This window comes from Bifidobacterium choerinum (genome assembly GCF_002761235.1).
Lineage (GTDB): Bacteria > Actinomycetota > Actinomycetes > Actinomycetales > Bifidobacteriaceae > Bifidobacterium > Bifidobacterium choerinum.
The window spans coordinates 203,170-218,954 of sequence record NZ_CP018044.1 but is presented as its reverse complement, the minus strand read 5'-3'; the positions used below and the strand labels follow the sequence as shown (position 1 = coordinate 218,954).

Here is a 15,785-nt window from a genome sequence, read left to right as displayed (position 1 = left end):
TCATCTCAGTGCCCCCATGATCTGCGGAAGGTCGTCGAGCGTATTGACGGTCGCCAACGTGAAGTCGGGGAAGCGGCGCAATGTGCGCGGCTCGGTCGGCGACGTCTGCAGCACGAGGCAGGTCGCGCTCGGCGGCAGCGCCATCATCATGCGGCGGATGTCGGCGAGCGGTTTCGCATGGCCGACCGTGAAGCAGTAGAACGACGCGTCCGGCGTCGCGGCGAGCGCCTCCTGCGCGAGATTGCGCCGGTCGCGGAAGTCGGGCTCGATCGCGCTGCATGCGTCGAGCAGCTCCATCGGATTGCGCGGGTTGAGGTTCGTGCGCGCCACATGCGTGTAGAGCGGACGGTCTTCGAGCAGCGCCTGCACGCCGATCGACGCGTGCACGCTGACGGCGAGTTCGAACTCGTCCTTGCTCAGATAGTCGTCCGGGTTGACGTCGAGCGTCACCGACGTGTCGGTGCGCCGCGTCGCCTCGTACTGGCGCAGCATCAACGTGCGCGTGCGCGCCGAGGAGAGCCAGTGGACGTGGCGTACGTCGTCGCCGGGCTCGTATTCGCGCAGGCCGTAGAAGTCGAGGTCGTCGTCGACGATGTCGCCGCTCGGGTTGCCTTCGAGGTCGCGCGGGATGCCGGCGTGCAGCGAGTCGAGCATGACGATGTCCGGATGGATGTAGACGTTGAAATGGTCGGCGAGCTCATGCTCGTGCCGCATCAGGCCGAAGGGGTCGCCCTTGCGGATCGTCAGCGGGCCGACGGGCAGCACCGAACGCGAGATCGCGCGGAACGTGACCGTCGTGTGCTTCGACTGGCGCGGCGCGAGCAGCGGGATCGGGAAACGCTCGTGTTCGTCGCCGAGCGGAAGGTCGGCGCGCGCGCTCGCCGTCGGCGTCGTGCCCGGATTGGCGATGTCGACCTGCACCTTGACTTCGTCGCCGACGCTGACGCGGCGGTCGGAGACCTCGATCGTCGCGTCGAAGGACGTGTTGCCGATCGACAGCACGAGCGCGGCGAGCAGCATCGTCACGAGCACGAGGCACAGCGCGAGCATCTCCACGTAGCCGAGCGTGAGATAGAGCACGAGGCCGGCGACGGCGAGCGCGAGCGCCGTCCATCCGAGCGGCGAGACGTAGGCGGTGACGAGGTGACGCACGCGGCGCGTGAAACGGCTCCAGCCGCGTATGAACGCACGTTTGCGCGCCCTGGCGCGCAGTGCGGAATCGGTCATGGGATGAACCTTCCGATGGAACGACGAAATGACGGTGGATGTGACGACGGCGGACGGAACGGCGACGGCGATGTGGATTGTGTGCGGCGGGCGTCCACCGCGCAATCCACATCGGTGCACAATGCGGCGATCAGTGCACGTCGAGCTGCGGTGCGGGGATCTCGCCGAGGATGCGCGTGAGCACGTCCTCGGGCGTGTTCGACGTGAACACGGCGTCCGACGTCAGCAGGATGCGGTGGGCGAGCACCGGCACGGCGAGCGCCTTGACGTCGTCGGGGATCACGTAGCCGCGGCCGTCGGCGGCGGCCCAGACGCGGGCGCAGCGCGTGAGCGCGAGCGCGCCGCGCATCGACGAGCCGACGGCGATGGACTCGTCGTGGCGCGTGCTTTCGACGATGCGCATGACGTATTCGAGGATCGCGTCGGCGACCCTGACCTTGTTCGCGATCGTGCGCATCGCGAGGATGTCGTCGCCGCTCGCGACGGCCGCGAGCTCGCCGGCGCGGTCGGTGATGTTCACCTGACGCAGGATGTCGAGGCTGAACTCGGTGGACGGGTAGCCGATCGTCGTCTTGATCAGGAAACGGTCCATCTGCGCCTCGGGCAGCTTGTAGGTGCCGAGCTGCTCGATCGGGTTCTGCGTCGCGATGACGATGAAGGGCTGCGGCACCGGATGCGTATGGCCGTCGACGGTCACCTTCTGCTCCTCCATGACCTCGAGCATCGCCGACTGCGTCTTCGGCGACGCGCGGTTGATCTCGTCGGCGAGGACGATCGACGCGAAGATCGGGCCTTCGCGGAAGCTGAACTCGCCGGTCTTCTGGTCGTAGAACGTGACGCCGACGACGTCCGACGGCAGCAGGTCCGGCGTGAACTGGATGCGCTTGAACGAGACGCTGACCGAGTTCGCGAGCGCGCGCGCCAGCTGCGTCTTGCCGGTGCCCGGATTGTCCTCGAGCAGCACGTGGCCGCCGGCGACGAGCGCGGTGACGCACTGGCGGATCGGCGTCTCCTTGCCGACGACGGCCTGCGAGACGTTGTCGACGATCGCCGAGAAGTGGCGACGGAAGTCGGCGATCTCCTCGTTGCTCGCCGTGCCGGCGTCGGCGACGGCGCCGATCGGCGGCAGCGTGTGCACCGTCGACGCCGTGCCGCCGAGCGCGGGGGAGTGGGAGGCGGAGGACATGCTCGGCATCGACGAGACGGACGGCGTGGACGACGTGTGCACGGCCGGCGTCGACGGGGCCGCCGACACGGGCGGCGTGACGACCGGCGGCGTGACGACCGGGGCGGCGGCCGGCGTGGTCGTCGTCTCGCTTGCGGCGACGATCGTCTCGGTGACGCTCACCGGAGCGGACGACGAAGTCGAAGCGGACGTCGCGGTCGACGTCGAAGTCGACGTCGTCGAGACCGACGACGTGGCGAGGACCGTGCCTTCGTCGTCGAGGTCGCCGTCGTTCGTCGTATGCGTGTGCTCGAACATCTCGCGCGTCGGCAGATCCGGCATGACGACATGCGGCACCGACGGCTTCGGCATCGACGTGCCGGCGAGCACCGTCTCGTCGGCGCTCGCGGCGGCCGCGTCCTCGACGGCCGACTCATGGGCGCCGGCGAGGACCGTCTCCTCGTCGATGTCCTGCTCCTGCGGTGTCTCGTTGTGCTTCGTCATCTGCTGACTCCTTGTGTTGGTTCGATGGGTGGATTGAGTTGTCGTGTGGATTGGATTGCGATGTAGTTGCTCGTTGATGATGTGTTGCGTTGCGGGCGGATCAGCGGAACAGCAGGCTCCGCGATGCTGGCAGCGGCTGGTTTGTCCCGAGCCAGAACGTCGGCATCCTGCCCCAGTGTGTGCCGGGCAGCAGGAACGCGCTTGGATGCGCGTCGGGGCTCTCCGATGGATTCGGCTGATCCGAAGGCTTGTCCTCCTCCTTCTTCTCCGCCTCCTTGCGTGTGCCGGTCACATGCTTGTCCTGAGAGGTTTCCTTGCTGCCGATCTTGATGGTGATCCTGACGTTCGAATCGTCCGGCGTATGATCGTCCGCCTTGACCGTGATTCTGCCTCCGTTGGTAACGATGGGAGCGGGCTGGCCATTCAGCGTGACGAAGTAGTCCGTCTTCTCGCCATAGGAGTCCACCTGACCGTTCATGTCGATGATGATCTCGTTGCGTTCCGAGGGGTTCCACATGACGCTCACCTGATTCCAGTCCCCGACCTTCGCAGGAACCTCATAGACAACATCGCCTGCAGCGGAGCTTTCCGGACCTGGATGGTTCTTGAAGGACGAGTGGGCCGTGATGGCCGGGCAGAGCTTCCATGGCTTGGCCGGAATCGAGTCCTTGCCGCTCAGGGCAGTCGAGGTCTTGTCGGCGTAGCTCACCTGCATGGCATCCGCCTTGCCCTTGGCCGCCCACGCATATTCGCAGATAGAGCCATTCAGATGGACGCTCACATCGGGCTTCTCCTGATTCACGCCGATCTCCACCGGCTTCGACTCGGCGCTGACGGCGGAACCCTTGCTCGGATGCACCGTGGCTGTAGCCGAATACGTGTTGAAATACATCGAATCCTGTACGTCGAACGATGTGGATCCGCCCGGGCACGCCACCGGCTTGGTCTGGCCGTTGAGCGACACGTCGATGGATGTGCAGCCTGCTCCATGCCAATTGGCGACGCTCACGCTGACTTTGACCTTGTCTCCGTCATGCTTCGCATCAACGACGGGTTTGTCCACATCACCATAGACTTGGATGCTCTTGCTTCGTCCGACCTCGCCCATGCCGGCTTTGTTCTCGGCCTGCACGGTGACGACATGGGTTTCGCCGTCATTGGGGATGTCCTCGAAGCGGAAGGTCTTCTTCGTCGTGGAGGGCCCCACCTTTTCCGGGGCTCCATCATCGAGTGACACGTAGAAGGCGGTCGTCGACGATCCGGTGGATTTCGCCGGCAGGCTCCAAGTCGCGGTGATCTCGTTATGACCACCGTCGGCGTGCACCTCGGGGGCTTCCGGCGTCTTGTCCGGTGTGCCCTTTTCGGCATGTGAGCTGTCGGACCAACCGACCTCGTTCTGTGCACGCACGGTGAACATATAGTCGGTGCCGTTCTTCAGACCGGTGATCTGACACGAAGTCACGGCGCCGCACAACTTCTTGCCGCCGTCCCAGCTGACTTCGTAGTCAGTGATCGGGCTGCCGTTTGCGTCGCCCGGCGTCCACGACAATGTCACGGCGCCGTCCTGCTTCGGTCCCGTGATCGGGAACAGGATCGGCGCTCCCGGCCTGTCGACGACCGAGAACGTGTAGGTGGCCGTCACCTGACGGTCGGCGCTGCCGGTCGCGTCGCCGACCGTCACGAGGACGCGCGTCGACGATGCGCCGATGTCCTTCGCCGCCGTCACCGCGATCCGGGAGCCGTCGACCGACACGGACAGCTTGCCGCCGCCGTCGGAGGACGCGGAGACGATCTTGAGCGGCGAATCGGGGAACGGGTTGTAGGCGTCGGCGAGCACATCGACATGCTTCGTCTCGCCGGCCTTGATCCGCGTCGTCGTGCCGTTGACGCGCGCGAGCGGCCGCGTCGACGCCGTCACGCGCGCGGTGACGCCCGCCTGCACGACGCCGCCGTTGCTGCCGTAGGCGATCGAGATCGGCACCGACGCCGTCGCGCCCGGCTTCGCCGTCGTCTCGGCGCTCACGGTGAGCTTGCCGTCGGCGGTGACGCTCGCCGTGATGCCGCCGGAGTTCGTGCCTCCCGAATACTTGAACTTCGCGTCCTCATCGGATTCGGTCGTGTGCGTCAGCTCGCGCAGGTTGATCGTCGTCGGGCTTTCGCCGGCGACGACGTCGACGGTCGTCGACGAGAATGTCGGCGCCGGCATCTCATGGCCGATGACGGTGATCGGCAGTGTGATGACCGACGAATTGACGATCTTGACGTTGCCCTTGCCCTCGCGCTTGCCGTCGGTCACCGTGAACGTGATCGACGCGGGGCCGCCGTAGTCCTTCGCCGCCGTGAACTTGAGCGTCTGGTCGTTGACGTAGAGGTCGTCGTTCGCGGCCTTCGTCGCGCTGACCGAGTCCTTCTCGACGACGGCCGTCTTGCCGACGCCGACGCGCACGTAGTCGGCGATGTTGATCGTGATCGACGAGCCGGCGTTGACGTTGAGCGGCGGCGCCTTCGGGCGCAGCTGCGGCGGGAAGACGCCGTAGGCGGGCACCATGATGAAGGCCGTCGACGTGATGTCGTGCTCGGTGTTCGTGACCGTGTACGGCACGGCGCGCGCCTCGTCGGTCAGGTCGATCGAGATCGTCGTCGGCTTGCCGGACGCCATGTGCGCGTGGTCGCGCGCTGACTTGTCGACGTCGACGGCGAGCACGTCGCTCGAGCCGGAGGGGTTCGCGATGAACTTCGAGACGTCGACGTCGACCGAGCGCTTGTCGATCGTCGCGATCGCCGGCACATGGTAGTCGTATGCGGTCGGCGGCTCGATCGGCGCCTTCGGGTCGACGTTGACGGTGAGCGTCGCGCGGTCGGAGATGCCGGCCTTGTTCTCGATCGTGTAGACGATGTAGCCGGTGCCGGCCGTCGACGGCGTCGTGAACGAGACCATGTCGTTCGTCACCTTCGCGTCGGTGACGCCCTGCGTCTCGAGCTTGTCGTCGACGGTGAGCTTGCTGTCGTCGCTCGCGACGTCGTTGAGCAGCACCGGCACCGTCGTCGCCGTGTTCGGACGCAGCGTCACCGTGTCGTCGCGCGCGTAGACGCTCGAGTTCGCGCCGCTCTTGAAGATGCCGACGCGCACGTTCGCCTGGGCGCGCCGTCCGGTCCAGTCCTCGACGGCGTAGCTGAACTCGTCGGTGCCCGCCGAATCCTCGTACGCCTCGTAGACGAGGTAGTCGGCGCCGACCTCGCTGATGCGGCCGAGCTGCGGCACCGTGTTGCCCAGGCCGAGCAGCTGCACGTCGTCGCCGTCGTTGTCGATGCCGCGCAGCGTGATCGGGATGCGGATCTTCTGGCCGGCGGCAACCTGCGCCTCGACGTCCTTCGGGCTGGCCGCGGCCTTCGCGTCGGCGTCGGCGCGGTGGACGTTGAACGTGATCGTCGCGGACGCGCTGTTGCCGAGCGTGTCGGTGACGGTGTAGGTCACCGGATAGGAGCCCGGATCGGAGGGCGCCTGGTAGCGCACGATGTCGGAGGCGACGAACACGAGTCCCTTGAACGTGCCCGTGTCGTACTGCAGCTTGTTGCTCAACGTGATCGTCGTGCCGTCCGCATAGGTCACATGGGCGGGCACGTCGACGGAGACGATGCCGCCGGTGCGCACCGAGACGTCGACGTTGCTCGCCTTCGGCGCGCTGCTCGCGCCGGAGAGCGCCGGCGGCTGCAGCACGATCGTGCCGGTCGACGAGCCGGCCGCGTTCGCGACCGTGTATTCGATCTCGACGGGTGCCGTCGGTAGCTGCATCGCCGTCAGGTAGACGCGCTTGTTCGAGACGATGCCGGTCTTGATGCTCGAATCGGCCGGCGCCTTGACGTCGGTCACCGACAGGACGCCGCCGAGCGGGTCGACGTCGTTCGTCAGCGGCTCGACGATCGCCGTGTTGTCGGCGCCGAGCAATGCGACGTCGTTCGCGGCGATCGGGCGCGCCTCGTCCTTCGTCATCGCCTCGACTTCGACGCGCACGAGGCCGGTCGCCGGGATCGTGCCCTGCGTGGCCGTGTAGGACACGTAGTAGGTGCCGGTCTGCTGCGCCGTGAACGTGAAGCCCATGTCCGAGGGGTGCGGCGTGGCCGTCGTCTTGTCCGGGGCCTCGACGTCGCTGATCTTGACCGGGTCGGCGGAGGTGCCGTGCACGTAGGGCTTGAGGTCGATCTGCGTCGGTGTGTTCGGCGTCGTCTTCCTGACGACCGGGTCGATGCTCGCCGGCAGCGTATGCGCCGGGCGCACCGCGAAGTACATCGTGCCGGTGGCCGTCTCCTTGCCGTCGGAGACGGTGAGCTTGACGGTCGCGCGTCCCGAGTTCATCGAGCCGGCGTTGAACGTGAGCTGGCCGTCGGCGCGCGTCGAGACGGTGGCCTCCTCGGTGTTCTCGACATGCGCGTCGACGAGCGTGAGCGGGTCGCCGTCCGCGTCGGCGAAGCCGCCGAGCGCGTTGCCGGTGTAGCTCGCGCCCTGCTCGACGTCGATCTGCTCGGGCGTCTCGACCTGGCGGGGCGCATGGTTGCCGGAGTTCGATTCGAACTTGAGCGTGACCGTCGCCGAGCTCGTCTGGTCGCGGCCGTCGCTGATCTCGTAGGTGAAGGTCGCCGTGCCGGTCGACGCGTCGGCGGCGTTGAGCTGCAGATAGCGGCCGTCGTAGATCGGCGAGACGGTGATCGAGCTGTTCTTCGGCGCGCTCACCGACGTGATGCGCAGCACCGAGCAGTCGGTCTGCTCGTCGTTCCTGAGCACGTCGAGGATCTGGTGGGAGCCGACGCGCGCGCCGAACTCATCGTCCGCCGCCTTGATCTGGCCGGACTTCGACGAGCACTGCTTCTCGAAGTTGCGTTTGCTGTTCGTCGACTCGTCGTTGTTCTGCTCGCGGCTTTCCTGCTTCGTCTCGAGCTTCTTCCACTGGATCTTGATGACGCTCGTGTCGACGTCCGGGTTCCACAGGTTGCCGTTGAACACGTCGTTGAGCACGGCGTGGCGGTGGTTGACGCGGTAGACGAGCTGCGACGTGCCGTCGATCGCCTCGAGCGTCTTGAACTGCACGTCGGCGTCGGCCGAGCACACCTTGATCGCGTTGTGCGCCTTCTGCGCCCATGCGCCGCGCACGCAGCCGCCGAGCGAGACCGGCTGCGCCGGCTCGCCCTTGGCGCCCGAGCTCAGCAGGCGCGGATCGCCGCTCTTCGACGAGAGGTCGACGAGCGCCAGGCCGCTCTGCGCGCCGGCGGCGACCCAGTCGTCCTGCTCGGCGTCGGCGCTCGGCGCCTGCAGCACGAGCGGGCCGGCGTCCTTGAATTCGGCGCTGCCGCCCTTGTCCCAGATGAGACGGTCGCCGGAGGCGATGACCGGATGGTCGCCGACGACGGTGAACGAGTCGGCGGACTGCGCGCCGTCGGCGAGCGACGTGACCTCGCGCGGGTCCATCGACTCGGCCGGGTCGACGGCGAGCACCTTCGCGTCGCGCGGACGGTAGCCGTAGACGGCGCCGTCGTGCATGACGGCGACCTTGCCGCCGACGCCGAGCCTCATCGTCGGGTCGCTGTCGACGGGGCGGATCGATTTGACGTCGGCGGCGTCGCCGACCCAGACGTCGCCGCGCTGCGCGTCGAACATCGCGACGGTGTCGCCGCCCACATAGGTGTGGATGCCGTTCTTCGTCGGCGTCGAGTCGGACATCGAGATCGTCGCCTGGTCGATCGACGCCGTCGACGCGTCCTCGTCGAGCATCGTGACGCCGTCCGCCTGCGCGACGTCGAACCGCGCGCCGGAGGCCATGACGGCCACATCCGGCTCCTTGAGCGCCACGTTGTAGCGCGCCGCCTTGCCCTCGTTGAGCGCCGTCACCCACACGGTGCCGTCGTCGAGCTTGAGATGGCGTTCGGTGACCGAGCTGACGATGAACGCGCCGATGATGACGGCGAGCACGGCGAGCAGGCACACGAGCGGCACGAGCCACGGCCTCCTGCCGGTGCGCATGATCGCCTGCAGCCGTTCCTTGCGCCGCATGTCGCGCTCGTATCCGTCGTTCGTCCGCTTCCCGTTGAGCTTCATCGTGTTCCCTCTTCTCTGCCCTTCTGCGCCTGGGCCGTGCCTTCGCCGCCGCGCCTATGCCGCCATGCCCGCCGCGCTCACTTGGCCGCGCAGGCGGTCACCGCGTCCGACGACAGCTGCCGGTCCTGACGCAGGATGCTCACCTTGATGCAGGTCGGCCCGCCGTCCGTCGCCGGCACCGTCACCGTCGGCTCGTCGACGAGCTTCGCGTTCGCCTGGTCGCCGTCGCCGCTGTTGCTGACGAGCGACCACGCGTAGCGGTCGCCGTCCTGCGGGTCGGGATTGCTCCAGGTGAACTTGACCTCGGTGTTGTTGTTCACGTATTTGCCGGACAGTTCGATCGGCGCCGGCACCGACGTCATCGCGTCGTCATCATCGTCGCCGTCGTCGTTGCCGGGCGAGCCGTTCATGCCCGGGTTGACGACGGTGGCCGTCCTCGCGTCGCCCGAATGGTCGATGTTCGGCAGGATGAACTGCGCGAAGACGACGCCGAACACGACGAGCACGGCGACGACGATCGCCGTGATGATCAGCGGCTTGCGGTTCCTCGGCTTCGCCTCCGGCGCGGCAGGCAGCGCGCCCTGCGCGCCCGCCGTCGCCATCGCGGCGCGCGTCGGATACGGCTCGATGCCCTGCACGTTGACCGGCGTCGCATGCCCGTACAGCTGGATCTGCACCTCCTGCAGCGCGCGCGCGAACTCGAGTGCCGTGAAATAGCGGTGCGCCGGGTCCGGGTCGAGCGCCTTGAGGAGCACCCGCTGCAGCGACTGCGGCACGTCGGCGCGGTTGATCGGCGGCGCCGGCTTGTGCAGGATACAGTCGACGAGCTCGTCGATCGTATGCGGGTCGTACGCGTACTCGAACGGCGACTTGCCGGCGAGCATCGCGTACAGCGTCGCCGCGAGCGAATAGATGTCGCTGCGGTCGTCGCCGCCGCCGTGCGAGGCGATGACCTCCGGCGGCGCCCACGGCGGCGAGTAGCCGGTGCTGCGGTGGTCGTAGATGTTCGTCGCGATGCCGAAGTCGGCGATCGCCGGCAGGCCCTGCGCCGTGATCAGGATGTTGCTCGTCTTGAGGTCGCGGTGCACGGTGTTGCTGCGGTGCGCCAGATAGAGCGCGCTCGCGAGCTGCACGCCGTAGTCGAGCGTCTTCTCGACCGAGTAGACGCCCTGCTTGGCGATGATGTCCTTGACCGAGCCGTTGGGCGCGTATTCGAAGATCGTGTACGGGCGGCCGTCGTCGGTGACGCCGGCGCCGTGGACGGTGAGGATGTTCGGATGCTGCAGCTTCGCCATGAAGACCGCCTCGGTCTTGAAGCGCGCGCCGGCCTTCGAATCGAGATGCGTCGTGCCGACCTTGATCGCCACGTCGCGCTCGGTCGCCTCCTGCCGGTAGCGGAAGACGTAGGCCGTGGAGCCCTTGCCGATGACGCCCACGTAGCGGTATCCCCTCAGACGTGGCGGCACGGGCATGCCCGCCGGTTGATGTGCGGCCGTGGATGCGGTCCTCTGTGGCATGAAGCTGATTCCGTCCTTTTGTCGCAGCCCGCCGCGCCGCCGTCGATGCGGTTCCGCCCCCGGGGCCGCCATCGCGACGCGCGCGTATGCGTCGTTTCCTCTACTGCACCATCATGGCCGAAACGGTGGTCAATCGCGGCTCGTCTACTCACGATGCGGATACCACGGACCATCGATTATGGACGTCGCTGCGCCGTGCCCGCGCCAGCGCGCCGCGCGCCGGTGGCGTCCGCGGCGGACGGACGGTATGCTTGGAGGTCGGATCGGCCGCCGACGGCGGCGGCCGGATGAAGGAACGGTCGGCAGGATCGAAGGGGACGCACAATGACGGAATCACGGGAACCATCATCGGCATCACGGGAATCGGAGGAGAAGGCGATGCGGGAACGGCATGACGATGACGGTCGCGAATCGGCGCAGGAGGAATACCGGCGGGACGTCGGAGCGGCCGAGCGTGAAACGGTACGTGAAACGGTGCGTCAGGCACTGGAGAGCGAACCGGTGCGCACACTGCTCGACGCAGCCGATGCGGCGGGCGCGGCCGTGCAGGACACGGCGCCGACCGTCCTCGTCGTCGGGCCGCCGCGCTCCGGCAAGACGACCTTCGCAATCGACGCGGCGAAGGAGGCGATGACGGCCTTCGGCGCGCAGGACGCCGTGCTCGCCGTCTCGAACCGGCGCCTCGCCGACGACTACGCGCCCGAACTGATCCGCCACGTCGGCGTGAGCACGAGCACGCGCCCGGCGACGACGCTCAACGCGCTCGCGTTCCGCCTCGTCGCGGCGCGCCGCGCGCGCGACGGCGAGCCGGCGCCGAGGCTGCTCAACGGCGCCGAGCAGGACGCGCTGCTGCGCCGCGTGCTCGCCATGCACCTCGACCATGTGCGCGCCGGCGACATGTGCGCCACATGCCGGCTGCTGCGCGACTACTTCCAGAACGAACGATGGGCGTCCTTCGTCGCCGCCGGCGGCACGGCCATCGGCGACGACGACCCGTCGGCCGCCGCGACGACCGAATCGCTGCTCGAGGAGGGCGTCAGCGCCGCCTTCGTCGCCCAGCTGCGCGACATGCTCGCGCGCATGGATGAGGTCGGCGCCGGCGCCGGCAGCGAGGACGCGCTGCTCGCCGCCGTCGAAGGCTGCGGCATGCGCGGCGAGCGTCTGCGTATCCAATGGCGGCTCGCCTACGCGCTGCGCGCCGGATACATCGCGGCGATGCGTGCCGCCTATCCGGACGAATACCGGCTTGACGCCAGCTATCTGCAGGTCGCCGGCACCGACGCCGTGCGCACGCTCGACGCGGCCGACCTGCCGCGCATCGTCGTCGTCGACGACGTGCAGGACCTGACTCTCGCCGGATTCGGCTTCCTCGAGGCGCTGCACCGGCGTGGCGTGCGGCTGCTGCTCGTCGGCAACCCGGACGAGTCGGTGCAGTCGTTCCGCGGCTCGTACCCCGAATACCTGCTGCGGCAGATCGACGAACGTCTGCATCCGACGCATGTCACGCTCGGCGCCGCCGTCGCCGACGACCAGCTGCATGTGCTGCAGGCGCGCGTGAGCCTGTCGATCGAGACGACCGAGGACGGCCTCGCGCCGATGACGCAGCGTCCCGGCAAGATGCCGAAGCTGGACGGCGCGTATCCGATCGCGCCGCTGGATCCGGCGAAGGTCGCGTCCGACGATTCGGTGCGCACGGCGCTCTACCGCACGCCGGACGAGGAAAGCGACGACGTCGTGTGGCACATCAAGACCGAGCACCTGCTCCACGGCGCATCGTGGAACGACATGGCCGTCATCATGCACGACAACGGCGCGATCCGCGCCTACGGCGAGCGCCTTCGCCGCGACGGCGTGCCGGTGCGCTTCTCGTCGGTGACGCGTCCGCTCGCCGAGGAACCCTTCGTCGAAGGCCTGTTCTCGCTGATCGAACTCGCGCAGCTGCGCAACGACGGCGTCGCGCGGCGCACGTTGCCGCTCAAGGCGCTCGCCTCCTTCGTACGTTCGCGCGTGCGCGCGATCGTCGCGAGCCCGCTGCTCGACGTCGCCCCGAAACGGCATGATGGCGCCGGCGCCGCCGGTGACGACGACGCGACGCATCCGATGGACATGCATGCGATCGACGCGGCGATGCGCGCGCTGCAGTCGATCGCCGACGTGCAGGACCGCGCCGAGCTGATCCGCAAGGTGCACGACGACGAGGCCGCCGATTCGGCGCGCGCCGCACTCGACGCGCTCGTCGACGCGGCCGCCGCCGTCGACGCCGCCGCGCGGACCGGGGACGTGGAGGCGCACGACGAGGCGCGGAGCTTCGACGCGATCGCCGGCGACGCGCGCGCCGCGGCCGAGGACGGCGACGAAGACGCCGCCGACGCCGCCGACGCCGCCGACGCCGTCGCCGGCATTACCGAGGACGCCTCCGATGACTCCGACGCCGCCGCGTCGTCGCTCGGCGAGCTGCGCGGGATGTGGACGGCGCTGCACGACGAGGCCGTCGCCGCGCACGCCGTCGGTAACGTGCATGTGCTCGACGACGAGGACGGCGACGACGTCGGCTTCGGCGTCGACGCGCTGTATCTGCTGCTCGCCGACGACGGCGCGCCGAAGGTCGTCGAGACGGTCGCGTCGATCTGCGGCGCCGGCTCCGGCGAACGCCGCCACGTCGGCCGCAACGCGCCCGCACGCCGCTTCGCAAGGCTGTGGCGCTACGTCGGTCTGATCGCAGAACGGCTGCGTACATTGACGAAGCAGGACGCCGCGCAGCCGCGCTTCGCGCTCGAGGCCGCATGGACCGTCTGCGGCGTCGCCGCCCACTGGCAGCGCCTCGCATTGTTCAACACGCCGGTCGGCCGCGCCGCGAACGACCGCCTCGACGTCGCGATGCGCCTGTTCGACTACGTGGAGCGCAACGGCGGCGCGATGCCGATCGCGACCTTCATCAACCAGGTGCGCCAGCTCCAGATCGAAGCCGATTCGCTCGCGAAGACGGCGCCGCTCGACGAGGCCGTCACATTGACGACGCCGGCCGGCGCCGTCGGACGGCACTGGCGGCATGTGTGGCTGCCAGGCGTGCAGGAGGGCGTATGGCCGAACCTCGCGGCGCGCAACACGATGTTCGGCGGCGAGGACCTCGTCGACATCCGCCTGTACGGCGAACTCGACATGATGCGCGAGGCGCGCAGCGGACGGCACGACATCGCGCTGCAGGAGGTGCTCGGCACCGAGCAGAAGAGCTTCCTCGTCGCGTTGACGCGCGCCGACGAGCAGGTGCATGTCAGCGCGATGCTCAACGACGACGCCGTACCTTCCGAATTCCTCTACGGCTATCTGCCCGAGCATTTCGACCGCGAACGCGACTCGAAGCCGGAGACGCGCGTCTACACGCCGGTCGGCGACGGCGACGGGATGGCGCTCGACGCCGACGCGCGCGGCCTCATCGCGCTCGCGCGCGCACGGCTCGCGGCGTCGGCCGACGGCGTCGTGCCCAAGGACGACGTGGACGACGCCGTCACGGCGCTCGCGCTGCTCGCCGTCAACGGCTATGCCGACGCAGGCCCCGGCAACTGGCCGTTCCTCGACCTGTGGGGCGAGTACCGGCCGGCGCCGAAGGCGAAGGACGGCGCTGGCGATGCCGCGGCCGCGCAGGGCGATGAGTCCGCGCGCGGCGACGGCTCCGGCAGCAGCCTGCTGCGCGCGATAATCCCGAGCATCTCGAACGTGCCGTTCATCCCGGGCGGGCAGGGGGCGAGGGAGCGGACGGACGACCGCGCCGCGACCGCCGGCGGCGCCGTGCAGCCGTCGCCGCAGCCCGCACGATCCGCACAGCCGTCGCAGTCGCCCCAGCTCGCGCAGCCGTCGCATGCGCGGACGGCCGCCGACGGCGCGCCGATCGTCACATTGTCGCCGTCCGTCGTCGACGCGCTGTGGGGATGCCCGGTGTGCGCGCGCATGGAACGCGAGTTCTTCGGGCCGACCGTGCAGCCGTTCACGCTCGACTACGGCTCGATCGTGCACGCCGTGCTCGAGCATGCGACGCGGATGGGCTGGGACATGCCCGACTATCAGGATCACCTCGATCTGGGCGACGCGCAGCTCGAGGCGCGTTTCCGCGACACCGACTCGCCCGACTACGCGACGTGGGACGAGGTCGCGCGCCGTCGTGCCGAACGCCTCGCCGGGCAGATGATCGCCTACTACGAGACGCTGCGCATCGACCCGCAGACGCTGCGCGACGCCGACGAACGCTACGACGCGTCGCTGCGCGACGAGCGCACGCGGCAGACCTTGCTCAACGCCGCCGACTACCTCGTGCGCTCGAACCTGCCGATCTACGAGCAGGGGCCGGACTCAACCGAGGAGGTATCGGTGAGCACCGCCGACCGCAAAGACAACAAGAAGACGAAGACCGAGCACCGCCCGCGCCATTACACGCACCGGAGCCTGCCGACCGTCGGCAGGCTTGTCGGGGCCGAGGCGGAGATCTCCTTCGACGCGTCCTTCACGCTCGCCGACATCACGGCCGCGTTCAACGACGCGACGAAGCTGCAGCTCGACGCCGACCAGGTCGCCGCGATCATGGGCGCGCTCATCGGCGGCTGGCCATGCGAGTGGGACCACCGGATGCACATCCGCCTGACCGGCCGCATCGACCGCCGCGAGACGCGCCGCGACGAGGGCGGCGCATTGCGCTGGAGGCTCATCGACTACAAGACCGGCCACGCGCACGGGCGCGCCGAGAACTTCAGCGACCTGCAGCTCGTGTGCTACCAGCTGGCGATGCGCTTCCCGCACGTCGAGGACGGCGATGCCGGCACGCGGCAGGAACGGCTGCCGATTTCGCGCGCCGCATTGTTCGACGTCGCCGAGGTGACCTATCCGTCGTCGAAGAAGTCGAAGGCGGAGATGCACTACCAGGAGCCGCTGTTCGACGGCGACGCGCTCAACGGAGCCTCGGTGCACCGGCGCGCCGACCCGAACAGCACCTATACGATCGCAAGGCTCGGCGGCCTGTTCCCGCTGATCAAGGACTTCGGCGACCTCAAGGCGCCCGACGGCGTCGACGGGGAGGTCTGGGCGATGCTCGCAAAGAGCGCGCACGGCGAATCGAAGCTGCTCGTCTGGTCGCTGACGATGATCGCGCGCGTGTTCTATGCGGCCGCCGCGTCGTTGGCGTCGACGATCGACGCGCATCCGACGCCGGAGCACCTCAGGTACTGCCACGACAAGCCGATCTGCCCGGCGTGCGCCGAGAAGATGCAGACCGTGTACGAGACGAAGGGAATGTGAC

The 15,785-nt window shown here is 68.5% G+C and carries 6 protein-coding genes; 2 read left to right on the top strand and 4 right to left on the bottom strand.

Going from position 1 to position 15,785, the window contains the following annotated elements:
* The 4 genes from BcFMB_RS00840 to BcFMB_RS00825 all read right to left on the bottom strand — a co-directional run bounded on the left by BcFMB_RS00840 (position 1) and on the right by BcFMB_RS00825 (position 10,501).
* A complete protein-coding gene (locus BcFMB_RS00840; protein ID WP_099720759.1) occupies positions 1–1,227 on the bottom strand; it encodes a DUF58 domain-containing protein in 1,227 nt (408 codons plus the stop codon).
* 130 nt (positions 1,228–1,357) lie between these two features.
* Entirely contained in the window at positions 1,358–2,710 is a 1,353-nt protein-coding gene (locus BcFMB_RS00835) for an AAA family ATPase (protein ID WP_232513888.1), read from the bottom strand.
* Positions 2,711–2,996: 286 nt separating this feature from the next.
* Entirely contained in the window at positions 2,997–8,984 is a 5,988-nt protein-coding gene (locus BcFMB_RS00830) for a fibronectin type III domain-containing protein (protein WP_099720757.1), read from the bottom strand.
* Between the two features lie 77 nt (positions 8,985–9,061).
* A complete protein-coding gene (locus tag BcFMB_RS00825) occupies positions 9,062–10,501 on the bottom strand; it encodes a serine/threonine-protein kinase (RefSeq protein WP_198405424.1) in 1,440 nt (479 codons plus the stop codon).
* 113 nt (positions 10,502–10,614) lie between these two features.
* Here BcFMB_RS00825 and BcFMB_RS09685 point away from each other — a divergent pair, with 113 nt between their 5' ends.
* On the top strand, positions 10,615–10,896 hold the full coding sequence (locus BcFMB_RS09685; RefSeq protein WP_198405423.1) for a hypothetical protein: 282 nt from the start codon (positions 10,615–10,617) through the stop codon (positions 10,894–10,896).
* Positions 10,880–15,784 (top strand): PD-(D/E)XK nuclease family protein, encoded by a 4,905-nt coding sequence (locus BcFMB_RS00820; protein ID WP_198405422.1) that lies wholly within the window; start codon positions 10,880–10,882, stop codon positions 15,782–15,784. The genes BcFMB_RS09685 and BcFMB_RS00820 overlap by 17 nt, the downstream gene beginning before the upstream one ends.
* Position 15,785 lies beyond the last annotated feature (1 nt).

Coding starts and splice junctions, on each gene's coding strand:
- BcFMB_RS00840 (WP_099720759.1), bottom strand. CDS start 1,227: ATGACCGATTCCGCACTGCGCGCCAGGGCGCGCAAACGTGCGTTCATA.
- BcFMB_RS00835 (WP_232513888.1), bottom strand. CDS start 2,710: ATGTTCGAGCACACGCATACGACGAACGACGGCGACCTCGACGACGAA.
- BcFMB_RS00830 (WP_099720757.1), bottom strand. CDS start 8,984: ATGAAGCTCAACGGGAAGCGGACGAACGACGGATACGAGCGCGACATG.
- BcFMB_RS00825 (WP_198405424.1), bottom strand. CDS start 10,501: ATGCCACAGAGGACCGCATCCACGGCCGCACATCAACCGGCGGGCATG.
- BcFMB_RS09685 (WP_198405423.1), top strand. CDS start 10,615: ATGGCCGAAACGGTGGTCAATCGCGGCTCGTCTACTCACGATGCGGAT.
- BcFMB_RS00820 (WP_198405422.1), top strand. CDS start 10,880: ATGCGGGAACGGCATGACGATGACGGTCGCGAATCGGCGCAGGAGGAA.